This is a genomic window from Sphingobium sp. EM0848 (assembly GCF_013375555.1).
Classification (GTDB): Bacteria; Pseudomonadota; Alphaproteobacteria; order Sphingomonadales; family Sphingomonadaceae; genus Sphingobium.
Genome location: NZ_JABXWB010000001.1, coordinates 2,071,239 through 2,095,045, shown reverse-complemented (window position 1 = coordinate 2,095,045; position 23,807 = coordinate 2,071,239). Strand labels below are relative to the sequence as shown.

The 23,807-nt window shown below is 65.6% G+C and carries 25 protein-coding genes; 17 read left to right on the top strand and 8 right to left on the bottom strand.

What is annotated here, in order from left to right; translation table 11 throughout:
* Nucleotides 1–3 precede the first annotated feature (3 nt).
* The 3 genes from nirD to cobA all read left to right on the top strand — a co-directional run bounded on the left by nirD (nt 4) and on the right by cobA (nt 3,857).
* Nucleotides 4–339 (top strand): nitrite reductase small subunit NirD, encoded by a 336-nt coding sequence (nirD, locus tag HUK73_RS10085; protein ID WP_176591781.1) that lies wholly within the window; start codon nt 4–6, stop codon nt 337–339.
* A 109-nt stretch (nt 340–448) separates the two neighbouring features.
* Complete coding sequence (locus HUK73_RS10080; protein ID WP_176591780.1) at nt 449–3,058, top strand: nitrate reductase; 2,610 nt, start codon at nt 449–451, stop codon at nt 3,056–3,058.
* Entirely contained in the window at nt 3,045–3,857 is an 813-nt protein-coding gene (gene cobA, locus HUK73_RS10075) for a uroporphyrinogen-III C-methyltransferase (protein WP_176591779.1), read from the top strand. Before HUK73_RS10080 ends, cobA begins: the two co-directional genes overlap by 14 nt.
* On the opposite strand, the gene HUK73_RS10070 is transcribed toward cobA, so the two are convergent.
* Nucleotides 3,811–4,347: a molybdenum cofactor guanylyltransferase gene (locus tag HUK73_RS10070; protein ID WP_176591778.1), complete on the bottom strand. Its 537-nt coding sequence runs from the start codon at nt 4,345–4,347 to the stop codon at nt 3,811–3,813. The two genes, cobA and HUK73_RS10070, sit on opposite strands and share 47 nt — an antisense overlap.
* 152 nt (nt 4,348–4,499) lie before the next feature.
* Nucleotides 4,500–5,321 (bottom strand): ABC transporter substrate-binding protein, encoded by an 822-nt coding sequence (locus tag HUK73_RS10065; protein WP_176591777.1) that lies wholly within the window; start codon nt 5,319–5,321, stop codon nt 4,500–4,502.
* Nucleotides 5,322–5,425: 104 nt separating this feature from the next.
* Between HUK73_RS10065 and HUK73_RS10060 the strand changes: the two genes are divergently transcribed.
* Nucleotides 5,426–6,421 (top strand): iron ABC transporter permease, encoded by a 996-nt coding sequence (locus tag HUK73_RS10060; RefSeq protein WP_176591776.1) that lies wholly within the window; start codon nt 5,426–5,428, stop codon nt 6,419–6,421.
* Nucleotides 6,415–7,194, top strand: coding sequence for an ABC transporter ATP-binding protein (locus tag HUK73_RS10055; protein ID WP_176591775.1), 780 nt, complete (start codon nt 6,415–6,417; stop codon nt 7,192–7,194). The genes HUK73_RS10060 and HUK73_RS10055 overlap by 7 nt, the downstream gene beginning before the upstream one ends.
* 54 nt (nt 7,195–7,248) lie before the next feature.
* Here HUK73_RS10055 and HUK73_RS10050 read toward each other — a convergent pair whose 3' ends face one another.
* Complete coding sequence (locus HUK73_RS10050) at nt 7,249–8,451, bottom strand: penicillin-binding protein activator (protein WP_369805471.1); 1,203 nt, start codon at nt 8,449–8,451, stop codon at nt 7,249–7,251.
* An 11-nt stretch (nt 8,452–8,462) separates the two neighbouring features.
* On the opposite strand from HUK73_RS10050, the gene rsmI reads away from it, so the two are divergent.
* Genes rsmI through HUK73_RS10030 form a run of 4 tightly spaced genes read left to right on the top strand, consistent with a single transcriptional unit; the run spans nt 8,463 to nt 11,281 of the window.
* Complete coding sequence (gene rsmI / locus HUK73_RS10045; RefSeq protein ID WP_176591774.1) at nt 8,463–9,305, top strand: 16S rRNA (cytidine(1402)-2'-O)-methyltransferase; 843 nt, start codon at nt 8,463–8,465, stop codon at nt 9,303–9,305.
* Nucleotides 9,302–9,655, top strand: coding sequence for a YraN family protein (locus tag HUK73_RS10040; protein ID WP_176591773.1), 354 nt, complete (start codon nt 9,302–9,304; stop codon nt 9,653–9,655). The genes rsmI and HUK73_RS10040 overlap by 4 nt, the downstream gene beginning before the upstream one ends.
* Nucleotides 9,656–9,690: 35 nt before the next feature.
* Nucleotides 9,691–10,665: a glutathione synthase gene (gene gshB, locus HUK73_RS10035; RefSeq protein ID WP_176591772.1), complete on the top strand. Its 975-nt coding sequence runs from the start codon at nt 9,691–9,693 to the stop codon at nt 10,663–10,665.
* A 16-nt stretch (nt 10,666–10,681) separates the two neighbouring features.
* The gene (locus HUK73_RS10030) at nt 10,682–11,281 is read left to right on the top strand and encodes a DedA family protein (protein ID WP_176591771.1); all 600 of its coding nucleotides are present in this window, start codon (nt 10,682–10,684) and stop codon (nt 11,279–11,281) included.
* On the opposite strand, the gene HUK73_RS10025 is transcribed toward HUK73_RS10030, so the two are convergent.
* A complete protein-coding gene (locus tag HUK73_RS10025) occupies nt 11,278–12,174 on the bottom strand; it encodes a tyrosine recombinase XerC (RefSeq protein WP_176592909.1) in 897 nt (298 codons plus the stop codon). The two genes, HUK73_RS10030 and HUK73_RS10025, sit on opposite strands and share 4 nt — an antisense overlap.
* A gap of 62 nt (nt 12,175–12,236) precedes the next feature.
* Here HUK73_RS10025 and HUK73_RS10020 point away from each other — a divergent pair, with 62 nt between their 5' ends.
* Genes HUK73_RS10020 through nadA form a run of 3 tightly spaced genes read left to right on the top strand, consistent with a single transcriptional unit; the run spans nt 12,237 to nt 14,839 of the window.
* The gene (locus HUK73_RS10020) at nt 12,237–13,115 is read left to right on the top strand and encodes an MBL fold metallo-hydrolase (RefSeq protein WP_176591770.1); all 879 of its coding nucleotides are present in this window, start codon (nt 12,237–12,239) and stop codon (nt 13,113–13,115) included.
* Nucleotides 13,100–13,819, top strand: a complete 720-nt coding sequence (locus HUK73_RS10015) for a DUF4230 domain-containing protein (protein WP_176591769.1) — start codon at nt 13,100–13,102, stop codon at nt 13,817–13,819. Before HUK73_RS10020 ends, HUK73_RS10015 begins: the two co-directional genes overlap by 16 nt.
* Before the next feature lie 33 nt (nt 13,820–13,852).
* Nucleotides 13,853–14,839, top strand: coding sequence for a quinolinate synthase NadA (gene nadA, locus HUK73_RS10010; RefSeq protein WP_176591768.1), 987 nt, complete (start codon nt 13,853–13,855; stop codon nt 14,837–14,839).
* A 109-nt stretch (nt 14,840–14,948) separates the two neighbouring features.
* Here nadA and HUK73_RS10005 read toward each other — a convergent pair whose 3' ends face one another.
* Nucleotides 14,949–15,434, bottom strand: a complete 486-nt coding sequence (locus tag HUK73_RS10005; protein ID WP_176591767.1) for an SRPBCC domain-containing protein — start codon at nt 15,432–15,434, stop codon at nt 14,949–14,951.
* A gap of 104 nt (nt 15,435–15,538) precedes the next feature.
* Here HUK73_RS10005 and nadC point away from each other — a divergent pair, with 104 nt between their 5' ends.
* Together nadC and HUK73_RS09995 are read left to right on the top strand one after the other, a co-directional pair.
* Nucleotides 15,539–16,402 (top strand): carboxylating nicotinate-nucleotide diphosphorylase, encoded by an 864-nt coding sequence (gene nadC / locus HUK73_RS10000; RefSeq protein WP_176591766.1) that lies wholly within the window; start codon nt 15,539–15,541, stop codon nt 16,400–16,402.
* The gene (locus HUK73_RS09995) at nt 16,395–17,099 is read left to right on the top strand and encodes a ribonuclease T (protein WP_176591765.1); all 705 of its coding nucleotides are present in this window, start codon (nt 16,395–16,397) and stop codon (nt 17,097–17,099) included. The genes nadC and HUK73_RS09995 overlap by 8 nt, the downstream gene beginning before the upstream one ends.
* A gap of 6 nt (nt 17,100–17,105) precedes the next feature.
* On the opposite strand, the gene HUK73_RS09990 is transcribed toward HUK73_RS09995, so the two are convergent.
* Both HUK73_RS09990 and HUK73_RS09985 read right to left on the bottom strand, forming a co-directional pair.
* Nucleotides 17,106–17,528 carry a DUF4112 domain-containing protein gene (locus HUK73_RS09990; protein WP_176591764.1) on the bottom strand — a complete coding sequence of 141 codons (423 nt, stop codon included), beginning with the start codon at nt 17,526–17,528 and terminating at the stop codon, nt 17,106–17,108.
* 19 nt (nt 17,529–17,547) lie between these two features.
* On the bottom strand, nt 17,548–19,035 hold the full coding sequence (locus tag HUK73_RS09985; RefSeq protein ID WP_176591763.1) for an ABC transporter substrate-binding protein: 1,488 nt from the start codon (nt 19,033–19,035) through the stop codon (nt 17,548–17,550).
* Between the two features lie 139 nt (nt 19,036–19,174).
* On the opposite strand from HUK73_RS09985, the gene HUK73_RS09980 reads away from it, so the two are divergent.
* Entirely contained in the window at nt 19,175–20,113 is a 939-nt protein-coding gene (locus HUK73_RS09980; protein WP_176592908.1) for a right-handed parallel beta-helix repeat-containing protein, read from the top strand.
* Nucleotides 20,114–20,159: 46 nt separating this feature from the next.
* Nucleotides 20,160–20,363, top strand: a complete 204-nt coding sequence (locus HUK73_RS09975) for a hypothetical protein (protein ID WP_176591762.1) — start codon at nt 20,160–20,162, stop codon at nt 20,361–20,363.
* A 152-nt stretch (nt 20,364–20,515) separates the two neighbouring features.
* Here the strand turns inward: HUK73_RS09975 and HUK73_RS09970 are convergent, their stop codons facing one another.
* Nucleotides 20,516–21,913, bottom strand: coding sequence for a short-chain fatty acyl-CoA regulator family protein (locus HUK73_RS09970; protein WP_176591761.1), 1,398 nt, complete (start codon nt 21,911–21,913; stop codon nt 20,516–20,518).
* A 148-nt stretch (nt 21,914–22,061) separates the two neighbouring features.
* On the opposite strand from HUK73_RS09970, the gene HUK73_RS09965 reads away from it, so the two are divergent.
* A complete protein-coding gene (locus HUK73_RS09965) occupies nt 22,062–23,654 on the top strand; it encodes an isocitrate lyase (RefSeq protein WP_176591760.1) in 1,593 nt (530 codons plus the stop codon).
* Nucleotides 23,655–23,807 lie beyond the last annotated feature (153 nt).

Below are 23,807 nucleotides of genomic sequence, written 5' to 3'. Positions count from 1 at the left end.
ACCATGACCGATTGGATCGACATCGGAACGCTGGCCGACATTCCCCAGCGCGGCGCCCGCACGGTTCAGATTGCCGGCGAAAAGGAAATCGCGGTGTTCCGCACCGGCGACGATCATGTCTTCGCGCTGGTCAATGAATGCCCGCACAAGAAGGGCCCGCTGAGCCATGGCATCGTCCATGGCCACAATGTCGCCTGCCCGTTGCACAACTGGAACATCGCCTTGAAAACGGGTGAGGCGCAGGGCGCGGACGAGGGCTGCACGCCGACCATCGAGGTCCGCCAAGAGGGCGGTCGCATCCTGATCGCCCGCCCAGCCAAGTTGAAGGCGGCCGCGTGAGCCATATGGTCCCCACTTTCAGCGGGGACCGGGGTGGAGGGGGCGTGCTGGCCATCCCTTGCGGCACGCACCTCCACCCAATTCTCTCTTCAGGATATGAGGTAAAGGCATGAATCAGGCCATCCGCACCACCTGCGCCTATTGCGGCGTCGGCTGCGGCATCTCGGCCACGCCGACCGGGGGCCGGTCGGTCACGATCAAGGGCGATGAGGCGCATCCGGCCAATGGCGGGCGCCTCTGCTCCAAGGGCACGCATCTGGGCGAGACGGTGGGGCTGACGGGCCGCCTGCTGCACCCGATGGTCGGCTCCAAGCGGACGAGCTGGGACAAGGCGCTGGACCTTGTGGCGAAGAAATTTCGCGAAACCATCGAGCGTTACGGCCCGGACAGCGTGGCCTTCTACGTTTCCGGCCAGTTGATGACCGAAGATTATTATGTCGCCAACAAGCTGATGAAGGGCTTCATCGGCTCGGCGAACATCGACACCAACAGCCGCCTCTGCATGTCGAGCGCGGTCGCCGGGCATAGCCGCGCCTTTGGTGAAGATGTGGTGCCCGCCACCTATGGCGATCTGGAGGAAGCGGACCTGATCGTGCTGGTCGGCTCCAACACCGCCTGGTGCCATCCCATCGTCTATCAGCGCATCCAGGCCGCCCGCGCTGCTCGTGGCACCAAACTGGTGGTCATTGACCCGCGCCGCACCGAAACCTGCGAAGGCGCCGACCTGCATCTGCCCGTCAAGCCCGGCACCGACGTCGCGCTGATGAACGGCCTGCTGGCTTGGGTAGCGCAGGAAGGGATCACCGATCCGGCCTTCCTTGCCGATCATGTGAACGCCCCCGAAGGCTTTTGGGAGCATATCCGCACCGGCCATGATCTCTGGACCACGGCCAAGACCTGCGACATTGCCCCGGCGCTGCTCGAACAATTCTACAAGCTGTTTGCCGCGACCCCGCGCACGGTCACGATGTTCAGTCAGGGCATCAACCAGTCGATCCGCGGCACCGATCAGGTCAATGCGATCATCAACGTCCACCTCGCCACTGGCCGCATCGGCAAGCCGGGCGCGGCGCCCTTTTCGATCACTGGCCAGCCCAATGCCATGGGCGGGCGCGAGGTCGGCGGCCTTGCTTCGACGCTGGCGGCGCATATGGACTTCGCGCCGGACAATGTGGAACGGGTGGGCCGCTTCTGGGCCGCGCCGACCATGGCGACCAAGCCGGGTCTCAAAGCCGTCGACCTGTTCCGCGCCATCAACGAAGGCCGGGTCAAGGCGCTCTGGGTGATGGCGACCAACCCTGCTGTCTCGCTGCCCGATGCGGGCCGGGTGCGCGAGGCGCTGGAGGCCTGCCCCTTCGTCGTCGTGTCGGACATCATGGCCGACACCGACACTGGCGCCCATGCCGATGTCCGCCTGCCCGCCGCGGGCTGGGGCGAGAAGGACGGCACCGTCACCAATTCGGACCGCACCGTCAGCCGCCAGCGCCCCTTCCTCGCGCTGCCGGGAGAGGCCAAGCCCGACTGGTGGATCGTCAAGGAAGTCGCCCGCCGCATGGGCTGGCGCAATGCCTTCGCCTATGAGCGGCCCGCTGACATCTGGCGCGAACATGCCCGCCTGACCGCCTATCAGAATGACGGCCAGCGCGTACTGAACCTCCGGCGTCATGCCACCATCGGCAATGCAGCCTATGACGCCATGCAGCCGTTCCGCTGGGGGGATACCCCTTTCACCGATGGCCGCTTCCCGACCCCGGACGGCAAGGCGCGGCTGGTGTTGACGAAGCAGATGGAGATTCAGGAGCCGCTCAAACAATGGCCGATGACGCTCAACACCGGCCGCTATCGCGACCAGTGGCACACGATGAGCCGCACCGGCCTGTCTCCGAAACTCGCCCGCCATCGCGAGGAACCGCTGGTGGAAATCCACCCGCAGGATGCTGAGGAATTGGGCATCGCCGACCGTGATCTCGCCCGCGTCCAGACGGCGCAGGGCAACAGCATCTTTCGGGTGGCGATCAGCGAAGGCCAGCGTTTGGGGGAAATCTTCACCCCGATCCACTGGACGGATCAGGTTTCGACCGGCGGCCGCACCGGCCTGCTGCCCCGTCCGCTGGTCGATCCCCATTCGGGTCAGCCCGGTTTCAAGTCCACCCCGGCCAGCGTCGAGAGGGTCGCGACCGAATGGAAAGGCTTTCTGATCCTGCGCGGCCATGATCCGGTGCAACTGCCCTGCCTCTGGTCGACGCGGATCACCGTGCCGGGCGGCGCGCTCTACGAGATTGCGGGCAATGGCGACCCGGCGCGGCTCGACGCCTTCCTTCCGAAAGGCGACCGCGTCGAAGCCATGGATGCCTCGCGCGGGACCCGCCGCATCGCCACCATCAGCGAAGGCAGGCTCTGCGGTGTGCTGTTCGTGACCCGCACTGGCCTGTTGCCCTCGCGCGACTGGCTGATCCGGCAACTCGAAGCCGAAGGGGTGGGCGGCTCCGTCCTCGCCGCGCGCGGACCCGGCAGCCAGCCCGACAAGGGTGCGACCATCTGCGTCTGTTTCGACATTGGCCTGAACCAGATCGTCACGGCGATCCGCGAACAGGAACTGGTTGATGTCGCCGCCGTCGGCAAGGCGCTCGGCGCCGGAACCAATTGCGGGTCCTGCCGCCCCGCCATCGCCAATATCCTCGCCCAAAGCACGCAGGAGACGCTCCATGCAGCCGAATGAATTGCCAAAGAACCTGATCGCTCCCGGTGAAGTCTGGCTGGTCGGTGCAGGCCCCGGCGACCCGGACCTGCTGACCCGCAAGGCGGAAAAGCTGATCGCGGCGGCGGAGATCGTGTTCTACGACGCGCTGGTGGGACCGGGCGTGCTGGACCTGATCCCCGAGGGCGTGGAACGGTTCAGCGTCGGCAAGCGCTCCGGCCGCCACTCGAAGGCGCAGGAAAGCATCAACGACCTGCTGCTGGCGGCGGCCAGGGCAGGCAAGCGCGTCGTGCGTCTGAAGGGCGGCGATCCCTCGGTCTTCGGTCGCTCGGCGGAGGAAATGGAACATCTTGCCGCCGATGGCGTGCCCGTCCGCATCTGCCCCGGCATCACCACGGCGAGTGCGGCGGCGGCGAGCGGTCATGCCTCGCTCACCCTGCGGGGCGTGGCGCGGGGGCTGACACTCGTGACGGCGCATCTCAAGGCAGGCGAGCCGCTGAAGCTTGACTGGGATGCGCTGGCCAGCCCCGGCAGCACGCTCGGCATCTATATGGGTCGCGCCGCCGCCGGAGAAATCAGCCGCTCGCTGATCGCCGCTGGTCGCGATCCGGAAACGCCGGTGATGGTCGCGGTCAATGTCTCGCTGCCCAATGAGCGGCTGATCCGGGGCAAGCTGTCCGCCTTGGCCTTTCTGGTGGCGACGATCAGCGATGAGGACCCGACCCTGCTGCTGATCGGTGAGGCAGTCGCGGGTCAGAATATCCCGGCGGGTGCTATGGGCTGCCTTGCTCCCACCCCTCCAGATCTTCCGGTCGGTTGATATTGGGCAGCACCAGGTCCGGCCGCTCGACAATCCGCGCGCCGATCCGTTCCAGCCAGCCATAGATTGAGCGGTTATTCTCCTCGGCCAGATGCGCGTCCAGTTCGCTCGCTAGGCGGGCAGGCCAGAATCCGGCGAGTTGCTGTCCCTTTAGGATAGCCGCGCCGTCCCCGATCAGCGCCTCCGCCAGTCCCGCCGGATAGACCGGCATGTCGCAGCCCGTCGTCAGTACCGCATCATAACCCTGCGCCGCCGCATGGTGCAGCGCCGCGTTCAGCCCGCCCAGCGGCCCCATGTCCGGAGCGGGCCTGTCCGCCAGCCCGACCATGCCGGATAGCTGCCGCCCGCAGACCACCACCTGCTCCACATGGGCCCCCAGCGCCGCCGCCGCATGGTTCAGCAAGCTTCGCCCGGCCAGCATCGCCTGCGCCTTGTCGCTCCCAAAGCGGCTGGAGCGTCCTCCCGCCAGCACCGCGCCCAGCAATCGCATCCATTCGCTCCCCTTGGCAGGACCTTCGCTTTCCCTTATGGCGCTCGGCGATCGGGGAAACAAAGATAATGCGGAATGCCGCCATCTCTCTCCCGGCCACGCCCGCGCTGGCGCAGGACGGGATCATCGTCACCGCGCCCGGCCAGTTTGCCCTACCGTCCGAATTTCCGGCGGGATGCGGCATTGACCTGCCTGATGATATCCCGCGCGGCATCGACATAGGCGGGACCGCCGCAGACCGTCCATGCCTGCGGCACGCGAATGCGGGGGATCGCGCGCAGGATCGGATGATGCAGCATTTCGGTTCCCTGATCGACAACCCTCTCGCTGCCGCTTTCGACGATCAGCCAGTCGGGACGGGCGGCGATCAATTCCTCCAGCGAGAGTTGGGACAAAGCGGGCTTCCCCAGTTTCCCCGCCAGATTGACGAGGCCGGCGCGCTTCATCAGGTCGTCCACCAGCGTGCCCGTTCCCGTCATATAACCGCGCCGCTGATAATAGGCCGCAACCCCGCCGCGCCGCGCGCGGGGGAGGGTGGCGAGATCGCGGTTCATCCGGGCGATCAGCGCATCGCCCCGCTCGGGATGGCCGACCGCCGCCGCCACCTGCCGAATCTGGGTCACGATCATGGCATAGCCGTCCGCGCTCACCAGCCCCAAAGTCCTCCATCGCCCCGGCGGCGCGCCCACGATGCTGTCGCCGGCAGGAAAACCGATCAGCAGATCGGGCCGGATCGTCAGCACTTCCTCGGCTGGGCGCCTGAGCGTGCGAAAGGCGCGCGCCTTGCCGACCGCCGCCGACAGTTCCGGGTCATGGCCATAGGGGCTGAGCGCCGCGATCTGTCCCGGATCGGCCAGCGCCAGCACATATTGATCGGCGCAGGTGTTGAGCGAGACGATGCGTTTGGGCGGAGCGGGCGCGGCGCCGGTCAGCGCAAGCGCGCTGAATATCATGATGATCTTTTTGCGCTGCATTCCCGCGCCCTTCCTTTCAGCCTCGACAAGCCATCATGCGCCCGCAGGGACGGGAGCACGGAGCGCTTGAGACGCTCTAGCAAGCAGAATCGGGTTCGCAAGCCATGAGCGCCCGCCGCCACCCGCTGCTGATACCTGTCCTTCTGCTGCTGATCGTCGTGGCCGCGCTCGGCTCCCTCACTCTGGGCGCCGTGCCGCTCTCGCCAGCGCGCATCCTCGCGGTCCTGACTGGGGGTGGCGATGATGTCGCCCGCACGATCCTCATCGACCTGCGCCTGCCGCGCATGCTGCTCGGGCTGATCGTCGGCGCGATGCTGGGCCTGTCCGGCGCGGCGCTTCAGGGTTATTTGCGCAACCCCCTGGCCGAACCCTCCGTGCTCGGCGCGTCCAATGCCGCCGCTCTGGGAGCCGTTTGCGCGCTCTATTTCGGCGTTGCGCAGATCCATCCGCTGGCGCTTCCGGCGCTCGCCATCCTGACCAGTCTTATCGGCATCGGCGCGCTGTTCCTGCTTTCCGGACCTGCGGAAAGCCCGCTCACCCTGATCCTTGCCGGGATCGCCATCGCCACGCTGGCGGGGGCGGGGATCAGCCTGTCGCTCAACCTGTCGCCCAATCCCTTTGCGGCGATGGAGATCATGAGCTGGCTGATGGGGAGCCTGGAAAACCGCGCTTATGGTCATGTCTGGATCGCACTGCCCTGTGTGGCGGTCGGCGCGGCGTTGCTGATCGCCGACGGCCGGACGCTCGATGCGCTGACGCTGGGGGAGGATGGGGCGCAGGCGCTGGGCATCGACCTGCGTCAGGCGCGCCTGCGGCTGATGCTGGGCGTCGCCATCGGGGTGGGCGGCGCGGTGGCGGTGTCGGGGTCCATCGGCTTTGTCGGCCTGATCGTGCCGCATCTGGTGCGACCGCTGACCGACCGTTCGCCCTCCGCGATCCTGCTCCCCTCCATGCTGGGCGGCGCGGTGCTGCTGACTCTGGCGGATATCGGCGTGCGGCTGATCCCGACGAGCGGCGAACTCAAGCTGGGGGTGCTGACGGCCCTGCTGGGCGTGCCCGTCTTCCTGATCCATCTGATGCGGGAGCGGCGGCTATGGTGACGATCCGCACGCAGGACCTGTCCGTTCGTCTCGGCCGTCACCCGGCGGTGAACGGCATCGATCTCGCTCTGGAGCCGGGCCAACTGGTCGGCATTATTGGTCCCAATGGCGCGGGGAAGTCGACCCTGATCCGCGCGGTACTGGGTCTGGTGAAACGGGAGAGCGGCACGGTGCTGGTCGACGGCGTCGACAGCGGACGACTCAACCGGCGGGAGATTGCGAGGCGCATTGCCTATCTGCCTCAGGGCCAGACCCTGCACTGGCCGTTGGCGGTCGAACGGCTGGTGGCGCTGGGCCGGATGCCGCATCTTGGCCCCTTGTCGCGCCTGTCCGAAGAGGATGAGGCGCAGATCGACGTGGCGCTGACGCGCGCCGATGTGCTGCATCTCAAAGGGCGGGTGGCGACCGAACTTTCGGGCGGGGAGCGTGCCCGCGTGCTGCTCGCCCGAGCGTTGGCGGTGGGCGCGCCCGCGCTGATCGCGGATGAACCGCTGGCGGCGCTCGATCCGGGGCATCAGATCGATGTCATGGATTTGCTCAAGGCCGAGGCGCAGGCGGGAGCGTTGGTCGTGACGGTGCTGCACGATCTGAGCATGGCGGCGCGCTATTGCGATCGGCTGGTGTTGATGGATCGGGGCGCTCTGGTGGCTGACGGCGCGCCGCTGGAGGTGCTGACGGAAGCAAGCCTCGCCAGCGTCTATGGCATTTCCGCCTGTATCGAACCCGATGGCGAATGGCCGCTGATTTTGCCGACGGGGCGGGTCAAAGGCTGAACTTATTGCCGTTCCCGCGGAGGCGGGAACGACATGGTATGGAAGGGGGAGCGCTTACTCCGCAAAAGCACGCGGCGCTGGAGCGACGACCGTAAAGGTCCCCGCGCCAATCTCCGACACTTCCAGCGCCCGTTCCGCAATCCCGTCGCGCCCGAAGCGGAACGCCCCGTCGATCCCGGCAAAGCCGCCCGCATCGCGCAGCCGTGCCGCCGGGAAGGTTGTCCCCGGCTTCCAGTCGCGCGCGATCCGCACGGTCAGCAGCACGGCATCATAGCCCAGCGCCGAAAGGCGGAACGGCGCATTGCCGTAACGCGCCCGATATTTGGTCGCGAGTTGGCGGTACAGCCCATCCGACACGCTGGCGAACCACGCACCGCGCAGCACCGGACTGGAGGCAAGGCCACTGTCGGTATTCCACAATTCCGTGCCCAGCAGTCGCGCCGTCGCGCCGCCATTCTTCCGCACGATCGGCGCGACCTGCATCGCCACCTTGCCGCTGTCCGCGATCAGCAGCGCGTCATAGCTGGATGAAGCCTGCAATTTCTTGACCGCTGCCGCGATCGAGGCCGGGGTCCGGTCAAAGGTCTGCATCGACACGACGGTCCCGCCCGCGCTTTCGACCGCGCGCAGCAGCGACGTGCCCGACCGCTCGCCATAGGTGCCCTTGGGCACCAGCGCGGCGAAGTGCGACAGGCCCTTGCCCTTGGCGAAATCGACCACGCGCTCGATCGACTGATTGGGGTTGTAGCCCATGATGTAGACGCCGTTCCCGGCCACGCTCACATCGTTGGAAAAGCTGATGACCGGCACATTGGCTCGCGCCGCGATCGGTCCGACGATCCGCGCATCCTCGGCCAGCAGGGGGCCGAGAATCAGCTTGTTGCCGTCCGCCAGCGCCTTGTTCGCCGCTGCCGCCGCGCCCATGCCGGTGTCATAGGTGGTGATGCGCACCTTGTCGGCCTTGGTATCCAGCAATGCGAGGGTGGTGGCATTGGCGATGGACTGGCCGACCCCGGCATTGGGTCCGCTCATCGGCACCAGCAACGCGATGCGATGGCGCAGCGTGTCGGTGGGCAGGCCTTCGGTGACTTCCGGGCCGGTCTGCGCCGGGCCGGTCGGCTGGGCCGGACCCGGCCCCTTGGGCACGATCGACTGACAGGCTGCGACCAGCAAAGCCGTCGCGGCGAACAAAATCCGCCCGGCGCGTTTCATCGAAGCGAACAAGTCCGCTTGCCGGGGGGCATCCGTCTCTGTCATCTGGCGTCCTTATGGATACTGAACCATCTCGTCTTGAGGCAGGGCTTTACATCGTTGCGGGGCCGATCGGCAACCTTGGAGACCTAACCCCCCGCGCCGCCGAAGTCCTGCGGCTGGCCGATGTGGTCGCCGTGGAAGATACACGGGTCAGCGCACGTTTGTTGCGCCATGCCGGATCGGACCGGCCGATGGTCCCCTATCACGATCATAGCGCTGAAGGGGTCCGCGCCCGTCTGATCGAGCGGATGGCGAGCGAATCGGTGGCGCTGCTTTCGGATGCGGGGACGCCGCTCATCTCCGATCCGGGCTACAAGCTGGTGCGCGATGCGCGGGCGGCTGGGCGCAGGATCACGACCTTGCCCGGTCCCAGCGCCGCCATCGCCGCGCTCACTTTGTCAGGGCTTCCGACCGACCGTTTCCTGTTCATGGGCTTCCTGCCGTCGAAACAGAAGGCGCGGGGCGATGCCTTGGGTGAGGTTGCGGCCTTGCGCGCCACGCTGGTCTTCTACGAAAGCGGCCCGCGCCTCTCGGAAAGCCTGGCCGCCATGGCCGAACATCTGGGCGACCGCGAAGCCGCCGTCAGCCGCGAGATCAGCAAGGCCTTTGAAGAAACCGCCACCGGCACGCTGACTGAACTGTCCGCCCGCTATGCCGACGCCCCGCCCAAGGGCGAGATCGTCGTCATCGTCGGCCCACCCGGCGAAGCACCCCCCGCCAGCGCCGAGGATGCCGATGCGGCGCTGCTCGAAGCGATGGGGCGGCTCCCTGTCTCCAAGGCGGCGGGTGAGGTCGCGAAGAAACTCGGCCTCGACCGCCGGGCGCTGTACGACCGCGCGCTGGAACTCAAGGGGTGAAGAAAAAGGCCGCCGAAAAGCGCGGACGGCAGGCTGAGCGCATCGCGGGCTGGTGGCTGCGCCTGAAGGGCTGGCAGATCGTCGGCCGCCGGATGCGCACGCCTGCGGGCGAGGTCGATCTGGTTGCCCGGCGCGGCAGGATGCTCGTTTTCGTCGAGGTGAAGGCACGGGCCACCGGCGCCGATCTTGACCTTGCCATCGACGAACGCCGCCTGTCCCGCGTCGCTGCGGCGGCGGAAATCCTCTTCTACGACCTCGCCGAACCGGGCGACGACATGCGAATCGACGTCATGCTCCTTGCACCGGGCCGTCCACCACGCCATCTGGCCAATGTCTGGCATGGGGGGTAAGAGCCTTCCGCCATTGGAAGGAACGCGAAACGCCCATGACCCAGCTTAACCCGCTCACCGTCGCCGTACAGATGGACCCGATGGAAGGGATCAAGATCGGTGGCGATTCGACCTTCCACATCATGTTGGCGGGGCAGGCGAGGGGGCATCGGCTCTATCATTATCTCGCGCCCGACCTCACCTATCGCGACGGCCGCGTGCTGGCCAAGGCGCGCCCGGTGAAGGTGCAGAAGGTCGAGGGCGATCATTATGCCCTCGGTGAGCCGGAGATTCTCGATCTCGGCCGCGATGTCGATGTGGTGCTGATGCGGCAGGACCCGCCCTTTGATCTCAGCTATATCACCGCCACCCATTTGCTGGAACGGGTTAGGCAAGAGACGCTGGTGGTGAACGACCCCGCCTCCGTCCGCAATGCGCCGGAAAAGCTGTTCGTGCTCGACTATGCGCGCTTCATGCCGCCGACGATGATCACCCGCGATCTGGAAGAGGTGAAGTCTTTCCTCGCCCAGCATGGCGAGGTCGTGGTGAAGCCGCTTTACGGCAATGCGGGCAACGCCGTCTTTCATGTGGGGCAGTCCGGCGCGAATCTCTCGGCGCTGGTGGAACTGTTCAAGAGCTCCTGGGTCGAGCCTTTCATGGTTCAGGCCTTCATCCCCGGCGTCGCGCAGGGCGACAAGCGCATCGTCCTGATCGACGGCGAAGTCGCGGGCGCGATCAACCGCATCCCCGGTGCGGGCGAGATCCGTTCGAACCTCGCAGTGGGCGGATCGGCGGCCAAGACCGAACTGACCGACCGCGAACTGGAAATCTGCGCCGCCATGGGACCGGAACTAAAGCGTCGTGGCCTGCTGTTCGTCGGCATCGACGTGATCGGCGGCGAGTGGCTGACGGAAATCAACGTGACGTCTCCGACGGGCATTGTGTCCATCGATGTCTTCAACGGCACCGATACCGGCGGCATGATCTGGGACGCGATCGACGCCCGGCTGGCGGCGAGGGCAGCCGCCTGAGCAATAGTGCGCCCTGATGACCGACTGGGTTCTCCGCCTGATTGACGCAGGCGGCTATTGGGGCGTGTTCGCCCTGATGGTGATCGAAAATGTCTTTCCGCCCATCCCCTCCGAACTCATCATGGGGATTGGCGGTATCCGCGTCGGGCAGGGGCGGATGGACATGGGCTGGCTGCTGCTCGCAGGGACGCTCGGCACCACGGTCGGCAATTATTTCTGGTATCTGATCGGGCATGTGCTGGGCTTTGGCCGGCTGAAACCGATCGTCGACCGCTACGGCCGTTGGGCGACGCTGGAATGGAAGGATGTCGAGGCGCTGGACCATATTTTCGGCAAATATGGGCAGATCGTCGTGTTCGTCTTCCGCTTCATGCCTGCTTTCCGCACGATGATTTCGCTGCCCGCCGGGCTGTTCCGCATGGGTCATGTCCGCTTCCTGATCTGGACGACCGGCGGCGCGCTGGTGTGGAATGTCATCCTGGCCTATGCGGGCTACGTCCTCGGCCAGAATTTCCGCGACATCGACAAATATGTGGGACCCGTCGCGACCGCCTGCGTGATCGGCGCGCTAGTCTTCTACCTGTGGCGCCTCGTCATATGGAAACCGCGCGGTTAGGCGCGCGGATGCGCGTTGCGGTAGATATCGAGCAGATGCGCCGCATCCACCTGCGTATAGATTTGGGTGGAGGACAGGCTGGCATGGCCGAGCAATTCCTGAAGCGACCGTAAATCCGCCCCACGCCCCAGCAGATGCGTCGCGAAGCTGTGCCGCAGCGCATGGGGCGTCGTCCGGTCCGACAGCCCCAGCCGTCCCCGCGCACCCTGCACCGCGCGCCGGATCAGGGCGGCGGACAGCGGCCCGCCCCGTGCACCCCGGAACAGTGGCGTATCCTTTTCCGCCGCAAAGGGGCAGAGCGCGACATAGCTACCCAGTGCCTGCCGAACCTGCGGCAGCAACGGCACGATCCGCGTCTTGCCCCGCTTGCCTGTCACCCGCAGCGTTTCCCCCAGCGGCAGCACCGCCCCGGTCAGCCCCATTGCTTCCCCGATGCGCAGGCCCGCCCCGTACAGCAGCAGCAGCACCGCCCAGTCCCGCGCGCCGATCCATGGCTCGCGCGCCGTTTCGGCAATATCCTCCGCCAGCGCCACGGCTTCATCGGGCGACACCGGGCGCGGCAACCCACGCTTCACCCGCGGTCCTTTCAGCATCGGCACCCGCGCATCCTCGCCGCCGACGAATTTCAGGAACCCCCGCACCGCCGACAATTCCCGCGCCGCCGACACATTGCCGATCCCGTCCATCCGGCGGGCGGTCAGGAAGGCGCGCAGATCGGCCTGCTCGACCCTGGCCAGAGTCGCCGCCGTCACCGCCTCGCCGCGATGTTCCTCCAGAAAGGCGATCAGCCGTTCCGCCGTCGCCACATAGGCGCGTACCGTGTGAACCGACCGTCGCCGGTCGAGCGCCAGATGGTGCCGCCATCGCTCGCAAAGATCGCCCGAACCCGTCATGGCTTCACTGTAGGCGAGGGGATCGCCCTTGAAAACCGCCCGGAAATGGGCACATGGGGAATATGGCACCTTCCTTCGATCCGGCCGATGTCCCGACCGGGACGCTGATGCAGCTCTCTCCGCTGGTGGGGCGTGTGCTGGCGCCCAATCCCTCGCCCTTCACCTATACCGGCACGCAAACCTATCTGGTGGGCGTGGAGGATGTGGCGGTCGTCGATCCCGGCCCGGACGATCCGGCGCATCTGGACGCGCTGTTGGCGGCGATTGGCGGCCGCCCGGTCACGGCGATCCTGTGCACCCACACCCATCGCGACCACAGCCCCGCCGCCGCGCCGCTCAGCGCGCTGACCGGGGCCCCCATCATCGGTTGCGCGCCGCTGACGCTGGACGATGACGGCCCCCGCGCCGATGCGGCCTTCGATGCCGCCTACCGCCCTGACCGGGTGCTGACGGATGGCGAGCGGATCGAGGGCAAGGGCTGGACGCTGGAAGCCGTCGCGACCCCCGGCCACACCTCCAACCATCTCTGCTTCGCCCTGATCGAGGAAGCTGCGCTCTTTACCGGGGATCATGTGATGGGCTGGTCGACCAGTGTCGTCTCGCCCCCCGATGGCGACATGACCGCCTATATGGCGTCGATGCAGCGCCTGCTCGACCGGACGGATGCGATCTTCTACCCGGCGCATGGCGATCCGGTGGAAAGCCCCCAGCGTCTGGTGCGCGGCATGATGGGCCACCGCAAGCAGCGGGAGGGCCAGATCATGCGCTTCCTCCAACGCCATGGCGCGTCGGAAATCCCGACCATGGTCGCGGAAATGTACAAGGGCGTCGACCCGCGCCTGCACAGCGCGGCGGGCCGCTCCGTTCTCGCGCATCTGATTGACCTCGACGGACGCGGCATCGCCGCCGCGACGGGGGACGGGCGATGGCAGTTGCGCTGAAACGCTTTGGCGGGCCGATTGCCGCCGCGCTGATCCTGCTGGCCGTGGGCGCGGCCATGCTGGTCGGCTGGCACCGCTATGAGCGCGACTATACGGTGAGCGTGGAGGATGACGGCTCCGCCGTCACCAAGGTCATTGCCCAGCGTTTCGCCGGTGCCTCCAGCCTCAAGGTGTCGGAACTGTCCGGCACGATCCAGAGCACGGCGCAGGATGTGCGCGGCTTTGGCTGGCTGAAATCGGATCAGGTCGTGAAGATGCCCTTCTCGGTCGATTATTTCATCGACGTCAGCGGCATCGACGCGAGCGATCTGGAATGGAATGAGAAGACCCGCACGCTCATCATCAATGCGCCCGATGTGAAGCCGGCCCGCCCCAATATCGATGAGAGCCGCCGGACGCTGGTCCAGACCAACGGCCTGTTCGTGACGCGCAAGGCGGGTGAGGAACTCAGCCGCCGGACCTCGCTCCACGCGCAGGGCCGGGCCGAAAAGGAAGCCCGCTCGCCCGAGCGCATGGCGCAGGCGCGTGATTATGGCCGCGCTGCGCTGGGCAAGCTGCTCGGCGCGCCGCTCGGGGCCTTGGGCTATGGCGATGCGCGGGTGATCGTCACCTTCCCGCCGGAACGGGCGAAGCGCAACCCCGAGCAATGGGACGTCACCACACCGATCAATGAGGTACTGGCCAACAGGCGGCAGGCCCGCTAGGGGCGCGCATGGAGGCCGAGAGGAGTTAGGGACATGACTGCAATGACCACCATCCCGCAGGGGATCGACCTGCGCGCGGAGATCGATCGGCTGCGCAAGGAACGCAATGCCGTCATCCTGGGCCATTATTATCAGAAACCGGAAATTCAGGACCTGTCCGATTTCGTCGGCGATTCCCTGGAACTCTCGCGCAAGGCGGCGGAGACGGATGCGGACGTCATCGCTTTCTGCGGCGTGCGCTTCATGGCGGAAACCGCGAAGATTCTTTCGCCGGAAAAGATCGTCGTGCTGCCCGACATGGACGCGGGTTGTTCACTGGAGGACAGCTGTCCCCCGACGCAGTTCAAGGCCTTTCGCGAAGCCCATCCCGATCATATCGCCTTGAGCTACATCAACTGCTCGGCCGAGGTGAAGGCATTGAGCGACATCATCGTCACCTCCTCCTCGGCGGAAAAGATCCTGGCGCAGATTCCGAAGGACCAGAAGATCATCTTCGGCCCTGACAAGCATCTGGGCGGCTATCTGAAGCGCAAGCTGGGCCGCGACATGCTGCTCTGGCCGGGCGTTTGCATCGTGCATGAGGCGTTCAGCGAAACCGAATTGCTGAAGCTCAAGGGCCAGCATCCCGACGCGCCGATCGCCGCGCACCCGGAATGCCCGCCCTATATCGTCGACCATGCCGATTATGTGGGTTCGACCAGCGGCATTCTTGAATTCTCGAAGACCATGCCCGGCGACACGCTGATCGTCGCCACCGAACCGCATATCATCCATCAGATGCAGAAGGCGGTGCCGGAAAAGACGTTCATCGGCGCGCCCGGCGCGGACGGCAATTGCAACTGCAATATCTGCCCGTACATGGCGCTCAACACGATGGAAAAGCTCTATCTGGCGCTCCGCGACCTCCAGCCGCGCATCGAAATGGACGAGGAACTGCGCCTCGGCGCGAAGAAGAGCCTCGACCGCATGCTCGAAATGGCGAGCGGCACGGTCGGGCAGGGTGATCTGGGCAATCGCTGATCCGGGGGAAGGGCGGGGTGAAGCGTTTTCCGGATAAGGGAAAACGCTTCCGTTTTTTGTTGCCGCATTTTCCGAGCCGTTGACCGTAAACAGTCAACTCGAAAATGCTCTAACCCCCGCCCATCTCCGCCGCCAGTTCCGCCACGACCCCTTCCAGCTGATCCAGCCCGCTGTTCGTCCCTTCCTCGAAGCCGACGTCCAGATATTCATCCCGCATTGCCTTGCTCTCGAAGACGGTATGATGGGTCAGCAGCGTCCGCCCCTCCGCATCCTCGGCAAAGCTGATCGTCGTCACCATCACCGGCGATCCGGGTTCCTCGAAACGATTGTCATAGCGGATGCGCTGATTGGGCAGGATCTCCATATAGGTGCCGCCAAAGGGCGGACCCAGTTCGCCCTCGTCATTGGTCATCTGGAACCGGAAGCGGCCTCCCACCCGAAAATCCATCTCGCATTTTGTAAGCGGCCAGCCGATCGGCCCGAACCAGCGTTTCACATGCACCGGATCGGCATGGGCGTCGAAGACCAGATGGGCAGGGGCATCGATCAGCCGGGTAATGAAGATCTCGCGGACGGATTCGGGTTCGTCGCTCATATATCCTCTCCTTCAATGTGCCAGTCCCCTGGGAATGCGCCAGCAACGGCCTTGCGGACCGAGGGGCTGTCAACCGCCCGGCAACTGTGCCACATCGCTCGGCCATGAGCGCTGATTCTTCCTCCTTTTCGCTTCCCGGCTTCGATCTTGACGCCTTCATCGCTTCCACACTGGCTGAAGATCTCGGCCCCGAAGGCCGCGACGTCACCAGCGAGGCTGTGATTCCCGCCGATGCGATCTTCGATGGGGTGATGGACAGCCGTGACGCCGTGACGCTGGCCGGGCTGCCGATCGCCGCCGCCTTCTTCCGCGCGCTTGACCCGGATGTGGAGATCGAGCTGCTGAAACAGGATGGCGATCGCGTTTCCGCTGGCACCGACATCATGCGCATCCGGGGCAAGGCCCGCGCCATGCTCACCGCCGAGCGGTCCGCGCTCAACACCGTTCAGCATCTGACCGGCATCGCGACGATGACCCGCGCCTATGTCGACGCGATCCTGGGCACCGGCGCGACCCTGCTCGACACGCGCAAGACCATTCCGGGCCTGCGCGTGCTGGAGAAATATGCGACGCGGCAGGGCGGCGCGACCAATCACCGCATGGGTCTGTGGGATGCGGCGATGATCAAGGACAATCATGTCGCCGTCGCCGGATCGGTCGAGGAAGCGGTGCGCCGCGCGGCCGCCGCCGGGATCGCCAGCATCATTGTGGAGGTCGACCGCATCGACCAGATCGAACCGGCGCTTGGCGCAGGGGCCACCCATCTCCTCCTCGACAATATGGATGCGGCCACCCTGCGCGGCGCGGTCACGCTGATCGGCGGGCGCGTGCCCACCGAAAGCTCGGGCGGCGTGACGCTCGACACCATCCGCGCCAAGGCGGAAACCGGCGTCACCTATATCAGCGTCGGCCGTCTCACCCAGTCGGCGCCAGCCGCCGATATCGGGCTGGACTTTGCTTTTGCGTAAGGCGCTCCTGCTGCTGGCGCTCGTTGCCCCCGCTCCGGCGCTGGCACAGGCCGCCCAGTGCAGCATTCCCGAGCAACTTCCCCGTCCCCGCGTCGAAGGTCCGACTTCGAAGGAACCTCGCCGGGTTTTGCCGATCGGCAGCTATACGTTGGCGATCAGTTGGTCGCCGCAATATTGCTCCGGCGCGCAGGGACGGAAGGATGATTTCCAGTGCAGCGGTCGCCATGGTCGTTTCGGTTTCACGCTGCACGGCCTCTGGCCGGACGGTTATGGCAAGGAATGGCCGCAATATTGCCAGGCCGCCGCGCCGCTGTCGCGGGCCATCATCCGCCAGCATATTTGTTCCACGCCTTCGGTGCAGTTGATCCAGCATGAATGGGTGAAGCATGGCACCTGCATGCCCACAACGCCGGACCGCTTCTTCGCCCTGTCGCGCAAATTTTATCAGGCGCTGCGTTATCCGGACATGAAAGCGCTCGCCAGCCAACCAGCCCTTACCGCCGGCGCCTTCGCACAGGCCTTCGCGGCGGCGAACAGGGGTCTGAGCGCCGATATGATGCGCGTCACCGCCACGCGCGACAATGGGTTGAGCGAAGTGTGGCTCTGCATGGACCGCAAGATGCGCTACACCCGCTGCCCCGCCCATCAGGGCGGCGTCAGTCCCGAAACAGTGCTGAAGATCGCTCCGCCCGCTTGAACCAACTTAACCGTCGATCACCACGGTCGAGGGATGATGCCGGTCCATATGCTTGCGGATGATCCGCAAATTTTTCGTGTTCGACTTGTAGAAAAAGTCGAAAATATCCCCGGCAAAGGGAATGGCGCCGACCAGCGTGTCGAAACCGATATTGGCCGCCATACGGGTCAGTTGCCATTTCGACATCCCCAGATTGCGCGCTTCCCATACGATCCACGCGCCCATCGCCGCCGTCGCGAAGTCGCCCACCACCGGGATCAGCCCGACCAGACTGTCCAGCCCGACCCGGCGATTGGTGCCGGGAATCACGAACAGTCCTTCCAACAGGGCCTCCATCGCCTCGATCCGCTTGCGAATCGAGGCCGGATCGCGGCCAAAACCCGGCATGTCGCGCATGACCCGATCAAACTGTTCCTGCGAAATCGCCATCCTCTGTCCTCCAGAGACGCTAATTGGTGCTCTTGAACAGATGGTTCAATGGGTGCCGCGCTCTGGGGGACGCCGTGAAGCCGGTCAGCCGCCGCGCGACCAGTGACCAGCGCACCGGCGCACCCAGCGCAATATAGCCATTATGCGCCTGCATCAGCGCTTCGGCCTGCGCCACGCGCGCCATGCGTTCGTCCAGTGAACTGGCCAGACTTGCCGCCTGCAACGCGGCATCGGCCTCCGCCGAACAATGCACCTTCCGCGCGCAGCCGATCCGCCCGAGATACCAGAGCACGCTGTCATAGGCCGCGACCTCATCGACCAGCCGCAGATCCGAATCCTCTTCCAGCGCAACCCGTTCGACCGCCAGGCCGATCATGCCAAGATTGTACCGCACCAGCCCGAACAGCATCGTCGCCCCCGGTCCCCTGGGCAGCGCCAGCCGCAGCACCGGCGGATCGCCATTTTCGCTGCGCCAGCGCTTGATGACCGCCTGTCCCTGCGCCCAGCGGTCCGCCATCGCCATTCCGGTCCAGTCGGGGACGGCGGGCGGCCCCGGCAGGTCGATCTGTCCCGGCACGATCTGCTCGGTCGTGGCCCAGCCACCGACCGGGAACAGGACCGGCAACTGGCTGCGGTCGATGGCCATGTTGATCGCCCGCCGCACGCCGTCGTCGTCCAGCAATTTGCTCCGGTTCCCGCTCTGGCCGGTCACCGCCAGCCCCAACAGGCCCTGCACCGGATCGATCCGCACATCGTCGCGATCCACACCCGCCGGGACGAGCAGCGGCAAGTCGGAAAAGCGCCCGCCCAACACCAGCGCCGCCTTGTCCTGCTGGAAGCGCACAATGGCGAGCGCCGCCCGCTCGGCGCGCAGGATGCGGGTCTGCCAGGCAGGCACCGGCAGTTCGTCGCCGGATTCGTTGGTCGCCCGCTCGACCGGCACCAGCTTCAGCGCCTTGCCCTGCGCAATCCGGCGATAGGGGCCGGTCCCGCCGTCGCGCGACAGCACCGCCATTTGCGGCTGGGCCAACATTTGGAGCAGATAGGGGCGCGGCGCCGCCAGCCGGATCTCGATCACTTCGCCGGTCATCGCCACCACGTCCTGCACGGCGTCCAGCGGCCCGTCCGGGTCCAGCCGCCGCAGCATGTCGATGCGCGACATCAATATCCGCCCGGCGTCCTTCGCCGTCACCTTGGTCCCGTCGGGCCAGAAGGCACGGCGCAGGCGGAAGATATAGCTGCGCCCCTCATCCTGCACGATCCAGCGCTGCGCGAGCGCGGGCAGAATCTCCCCGCTGGCGTCGAAGGCGACCAGTCCCTGCGCCGTAGCCTCCAGAAACAGTTTCGATCCCGGATCGGGCAGATAGTCCAGCGGCTTGGCGAAATCGGCCGGCGTGCCGATGACACTCACCGTCACCGGCCCGCTGCCCTCGTCCGAACAGCCGCCGAGCGCCGCGCCCAGCAGGGCGAGGCAGGCGAAAGTGCGGCGGGGCAGGGATAAGGACATGCCCGGCAAGGCTTAACGCGCATCTGCCTTGCCGCCAACCGCTCATAGGCCTGAACCGTCATGTCCCATAGCGGAACAGCTTTTTGTTAACCATAACTCTACCTTGGCCGGACCCGGCCATATGCCTATAACTTTGGTTATGCGCCTCTTTTCGACCATCCTGCTGCTGTCCGCTGCCGTGACGGCCACCGCGCTGGCACAGGGTGTCGCGTCGCCCTTCACCGTGGCGGAGAGCGGGCGCAGCTATGCGACGCTACGGGATGCGATCCGGGCCATCGGCAACGGTCGCGGCACCGTCATCGTGGCGCCGGGCAGCTACGCCCAATGCGCGGTGCAACAGGGCGGCGACGTCACGATCCGCGCGCAGAAAGCCGGCAGCGTGATCCTGGACGGCGTTGCCTGCGAAGAAAAGGCGGCGCTGGTGCTGCGCGGCCGGTCGAGCACGATCGAAGGTCTTGTCTTCCAGAATCTGCGCGTGCCCGACGGCAATGGCGCGGGCGTCAGGCTGGAAAGCGGCAATCTTAGCGTCATCAACAGCCTGTTCCGCAATAGCGAGGAAGGCATATTGACCGGCGATGCGCCCGGCAACAGCATCAGCATCGACAGGTCGACCTTCCGCCATCTGGGGCGCTGCGACCGTGATCTTGCCTGCGCGCACGGCATCTATGTAGGCCGCTATGGCAGCCTGTCCGTCACCCGTTCGCGCTTCGATCAGGGCGATGGCGGCCATTATCTGAAGAGCCGCGCGCGCCGCGTGACGATCACCGACAACAGTTTCGACGACAGCGCGGGTCGGCTCACCAATTACATGATCGACCTTTCCAACGGCGCGAGCGGGACGATCAGCGGCAATGAAATGGTGCAGGGGAAGGATAAGGACAATTACAGCGCCTTCATCACCGTTGCGCCGGAAGGCCGCGAACAGGACAGCGCGGGTCTGACGATCGCCAATAACGGCGCATCCTTCGTTCCCGGTTTGCAGCGCAGCAGCAGCTTCGTCGCCAATTTCACCGACGATGCGGTGAAGATCGGGCCTAATCGCCTGGCCGACGGGATCAAGGTCACGGACCGGCGGTAAACCGGGAAAGCTTGCATCCCTGCGCGCGCAGGCCGATATTCGGCCCATGCGCACCACCTACAGCTCGGCCACCGTCCGCCTTTATCATCTCAGCGACGCCGATGGCGGCGGCGCGGCGACGACGCTGTTCTACGGTCCCCTGAGCGAGGCCCTGTCGATCGCGGAGCAGCAGCCGCAGGATGTGCAGGACGGCCTTTTCTTGGCCACCGACAATGATGTGGTGGCTTATCTCGACCTTATAGAGTCCTAGTTTTCTTTCTTTCCGGACGCTGGAACCAAGCGGGCCGAAGCCGGTTGATCCGGCAATGGCGGTGGGCGTCGGCTGCGGCAGGCCGATCTGCATTGAAGGGAAAAGGGGCGAACGGGTCCGGCTGATGTCAGCCGGACCCGTACACGCAGCCTTTATCCGTCCGCAAATCCGAACGGCGCATGGGTCCGCCGGAAATCCTCCGGCAGCATGTCGCGGCCGATGGGGGGAGCGGAGCGGGCCATGCACTGGCTGCGGTGGCAAAGGCGGCAGGTGACGCCGATGGGGGTCGGTTCCTCCGCCGCTTCCCCTGCGGCATAGATCAGTCGATGGGCATGTTCCGCCGCGCAAGCGAGCGCGATGGCGCGCTCGATCCGGGGTGCGCCCCAGCCGCCGCCGCCCGCCGTCACTGTCCGCGCGACAGAAAAGAAACGCTGGCCGTCGGGCAGTTCCAGCCATTGCGTCAGCACCTCGCGCGGCCGTTCGAAGGCATGGTGCACCGACCAGAGCGGGCAGGAGCCGCCGTGGCGGGCAAAGGGAAAGCCTGCGCTGTCCAGCCGTTTGCTGACATTGCCCGCCTGATCCACCCGCAGGAAGAAGAAGGGCACGCGCTCCTGCCCCGGCTTTTGTAGGGTGGTCAGCCGGTGCGCCGTCTGTTCGAAACTGGTGCCGAATTGCCGCGCCAGCGCTTCCACATCATAGCGTCGCGCCTCCACCGCCTTGGCGAAGGGGCCATAGGGCATCAGGATCGCCGCCGCGGCATAATTGGCGAGCGCCCGCCGGGTCAGCCGCCGTCCGCTTTCGCTGGCGAACTGGCTGTCCTTCAACAGCGCCTCGAAATCGCGCCGCATCTCCAGATAGGCGATTTGCAGGGCAAGCTGGAACTGGGTGCTTGCCCCGTCCAGCGCATCGTCCAGCAGCACCGCGTCGCGATGCCGGTCCAGCCGCCGCATCGACCCCGCCATCACGTCGGAAGGCAGGCGGCGCACGCGCAGATTATGCCGGGCCTTGAGCCATCCGGCGAGCCCGCCCGCCGCCTCGACTTCCGCCGCCAGCTTCTCGCCCGCGTCGTCGAGCAGCGGGAAGCTGTTGCGCCGCGCCCCGAGGAAACGCCGCGATTCGGCCACGGGGTCGGGTGCTTCGGTGGTATCTTCACGCTCCACGCCCTTGTCGGCGAGCGCCAATTGCTCCTCGCGATAGGCGGTGTGCAGGCGCAGCAAAGCTTCGGTGATGCCGGGATAGTTGACCGCGACATCCCCGGTCGCCAGCACAGGCAGGTCGATATCCGCGAACATCGGGTCCTTGAGGACCGCCTGCAACCGGGCAGTCTGTTCCGCCCCGCCGTCCCCGGCCAGCTCGCTCATGTCCATCTTATAGGTCCGCGCGAGCCGCAGCAGCATGTCGGCGGTCAGTGGCCGCTGATTGCGCTCCAGCAACGCCACATAGCTGGCCGAAATCTCAAGGTCCGCCGCCATATCGGCCTGAGTCAGCCCCAGCTCGCGCCGCAGCCTGCGCAGGCGTGGCCCCATGTAAACCGGACGATCCTTGGCCATTTCCGTAACGCTCCTGTGCAGGCTTTACAACTTTACACGCAAATATTGTAAAGTTCTACAACTGAACTTCGCGCCCTCTGCCGCATCCGCGAACAGTCTCGTAAGCCAGCCCCACAAGTTCGCCTCTCATTGGATGGAATCGACGCTCATGACCTACCAACAGGAAATCACGAAGGCTGGCGCCACCATCGGCGGTCAGGGCCATTGGGATGGCATCGCGCCCGAATCGGTTGCGCGCATGCGCCTTCAGAACCGTTTCCACACCGGCCTCGACATTGCGCGCTACACCGCCGCGATCATGCGCCGCGACATGGCCGCCTATGACGCCGATCCGGCCAATTACACCCAGTCGCTGGGCTGCTGGCACGGTTTCATCGGTCAGCAGAAGATGATCAGCATCAAGAAGCATTTCGGCACCACCAAGGGCCGTTACCTGTATCTGTCCGGCTGGATGGTCGCCGCGCTGCGCAGCGAATTCGGCCCGCTGCCCGACCAGTCGATGCATGAAAAGACCAGCGTTCCGATGCTGATCGAGGAACTCTACACCTTCCTGAAGCAGGCCGACGCCCGCGAACTGGGCATGATGTTCCGCGACCTGGATGCCGCCCGCGAAGCCGGGGATGAGGTCAAGGCGCAGAAGATCCAGCACGATATCGACAATTACGAAACCCATGTCGTTCCGATCGTCGCGGACATCGACGCCGGTTTCGGCAATGCCGAGGCGACCTATCTGCTCGCCAAGAAGTTCATCGAAGCCGGCGCCTGCTGCATCCAGATCGAAAATCAGGTCTCGGACGAAAAGCAGTGCGGCCATCAGGACGGCAAGGTCACGGTTCCGCATGAGGACTTCCTCGCGAAGATCCGCGCGGTTCGTTACGCCTTCCTGGAACTGGGCATCGACGACGGCATCATCGTCGCCCGCACCGACTCGCTGGGCGCGGGGCTGACCAAGCAGATCGCCTACAGCCGCGAGGATGGCGATCTGGGCGACCAGTATAACGGCTTCCTCGACGTCGAGGAGGTCACCGACATCACCACCCTGCGCGGCGATGTCGTTCTGGCCCGCGACGGCAAGCTGTTCCGCCCCAGGCGCCTGCCGTCCAACCTCTTCCAGTTCCGCACCGGCACGGGCGAGGATCGCTGCGTCCTTGACTGCATCACCTCGCTCCAGAATGGCGCGGACCTGCTCTGGATCGAGACGGAAAAGCCGCACATCGAGCAGATCGCAGGCATGGTCGACCGCATCCGCGAAGTCGTCCCCAATGCGAAGCTGGTCTACAACAACTCGCCCAGCTTCAACTGGACGCTGAACTTCCGCCAGCAGGTGTTCGACCGCTGGACGGCGGAAGGCAAGGATGTCAGTGCCTATGACCGCGACAGGCTGATGAGCGCCGATTATGACGCGACCGATCTGGGCCGTGAAGCCGATGAGAAGATCCGTACCTTCCAGAAGGATGCGGCGGCGCGGGCCGGTATCTTCCATCACCTCATCACCCTGCCGACCTATCACACGGCTGCCTTGTCGACCGACAATCTGGCCAAGGAATATTTCGGTGAGGCGGGCATGCTGGGCTATGTCGAAGGCGTCCAGCGCAAGGAAATCCGTCAGGGCATCGCCTGCGTGAAGCACCAGAACATGTCCGGGTCGGACATTGGCGATGATCATAAGGAATATTTCGCGGGTGAAGCGGCCCTGAAGGCCGGCGGCATCCACAATACGATGAATCAGTTTGCGGCTTAAAAGCCGCGGGGGAACCAGTTTGCAGCCTAAAGGCTGCGGGGGAATCCGTTTGCGGCCGACAAGCCGCTGACCGATCCGGGTCGCGGGAGTGCAGTCTCGCGCGATCAGGGTGGAAGGACTGGACGGCCCGGAGCATCACGCTCCGGGCCGTTT

What these genes read in the sequence shown, in the direction of transcription:
- nirD (WP_176591781.1), top strand. Translation starts at nt 4, where the DNA reads ATGACCGATTGGATCGACATCGGAACGCTGGCCGACATTCCCCAGCGC.
- HUK73_RS10080 (WP_176591780.1), top strand. Translation starts at nt 449, where the DNA reads ATGAATCAGGCCATCCGCACCACCTGCGCCTATTGCGGCGTCGGCTGC.
- cobA (WP_176591779.1), top strand. Translation starts at nt 3,045, where the DNA reads ATGCAGCCGAATGAATTGCCAAAGAACCTGATCGCTCCCGGTGAAGTC.
- HUK73_RS10070 (WP_176591778.1), bottom strand. Translation starts at nt 4,347, where the DNA reads ATGCGATTGCTGGGCGCGGTGCTGGCGGGAGGACGCTCCAGCCGCTTT.
- HUK73_RS10065 (WP_176591777.1), bottom strand. Translation starts at nt 5,321, where the DNA reads ATGCAGCGCAAAAAGATCATCATGATATTCAGCGCGCTTGCGCTGACC.
- HUK73_RS10060 (WP_176591776.1), top strand. Translation starts at nt 5,426, where the DNA reads ATGAGCGCCCGCCGCCACCCGCTGCTGATACCTGTCCTTCTGCTGCTG.
- HUK73_RS10055 (WP_176591775.1), top strand. Translation starts at nt 6,415, where the DNA reads ATGGTGACGATCCGCACGCAGGACCTGTCCGTTCGTCTCGGCCGTCAC.
- HUK73_RS10050 (WP_369805471.1), bottom strand. Translation starts at nt 8,451, where the DNA reads ATGACAGAGACGGATGCCCCCCGGCAAGCGGACTTGTTCGCTTCGATG.
- rsmI (WP_176591774.1), top strand. Translation starts at nt 8,463, where the DNA reads ATGGATACTGAACCATCTCGTCTTGAGGCAGGGCTTTACATCGTTGCG.
- gshB (WP_176591772.1), top strand. Translation starts at nt 9,691, where the DNA reads ATGACCCAGCTTAACCCGCTCACCGTCGCCGTACAGATGGACCCGATG.
- HUK73_RS10030 (WP_176591771.1), top strand. Translation starts at nt 10,682, where the DNA reads ATGACCGACTGGGTTCTCCGCCTGATTGACGCAGGCGGCTATTGGGGC.
- HUK73_RS10025 (WP_176592909.1), bottom strand. Translation starts at nt 12,174, where the DNA reads ATGACGGGTTCGGGCGATCTTTGCGAGCGATGGCGGCACCATCTGGCG.
- HUK73_RS10020 (WP_176591770.1), top strand. Translation starts at nt 12,237, where the DNA reads ATGGCACCTTCCTTCGATCCGGCCGATGTCCCGACCGGGACGCTGATG.
- HUK73_RS10015 (WP_176591769.1), top strand. Translation starts at nt 13,100, where the DNA reads ATGGCAGTTGCGCTGAAACGCTTTGGCGGGCCGATTGCCGCCGCGCTG.
- nadA (WP_176591768.1), top strand. Translation starts at nt 13,853, where the DNA reads ATGACTGCAATGACCACCATCCCGCAGGGGATCGACCTGCGCGCGGAG.
- HUK73_RS10005 (WP_176591767.1), bottom strand. Translation starts at nt 15,434, where the DNA reads ATGAGCGACGAACCCGAATCCGTCCGCGAGATCTTCATTACCCGGCTG.
- nadC (WP_176591766.1), top strand. Translation starts at nt 15,539, where the DNA reads ATGAGCGCTGATTCTTCCTCCTTTTCGCTTCCCGGCTTCGATCTTGAC.
- HUK73_RS09990 (WP_176591764.1), bottom strand. Translation starts at nt 17,528, where the DNA reads ATGGCGATTTCGCAGGAACAGTTTGATCGGGTCATGCGCGACATGCCG.
- HUK73_RS09985 (WP_176591763.1), bottom strand. Translation starts at nt 19,035, where the DNA reads ATGTCCTTATCCCTGCCCCGCCGCACTTTCGCCTGCCTCGCCCTGCTG.
- HUK73_RS09980 (WP_176592908.1), top strand. Translation starts at nt 19,175, where the DNA reads ATGCGCCTCTTTTCGACCATCCTGCTGCTGTCCGCTGCCGTGACGGCC.
- HUK73_RS09975 (WP_176591762.1), top strand. Translation starts at nt 20,160, where the DNA reads ATGCGCACCACCTACAGCTCGGCCACCGTCCGCCTTTATCATCTCAGC.
- HUK73_RS09970 (WP_176591761.1), bottom strand. Translation starts at nt 21,913, where the DNA reads ATGGCCAAGGATCGTCCGGTTTACATGGGGCCACGCCTGCGCAGGCTG.
- HUK73_RS09965 (WP_176591760.1), top strand. Translation starts at nt 22,062, where the DNA reads ATGACCTACCAACAGGAAATCACGAAGGCTGGCGCCACCATCGGCGGT.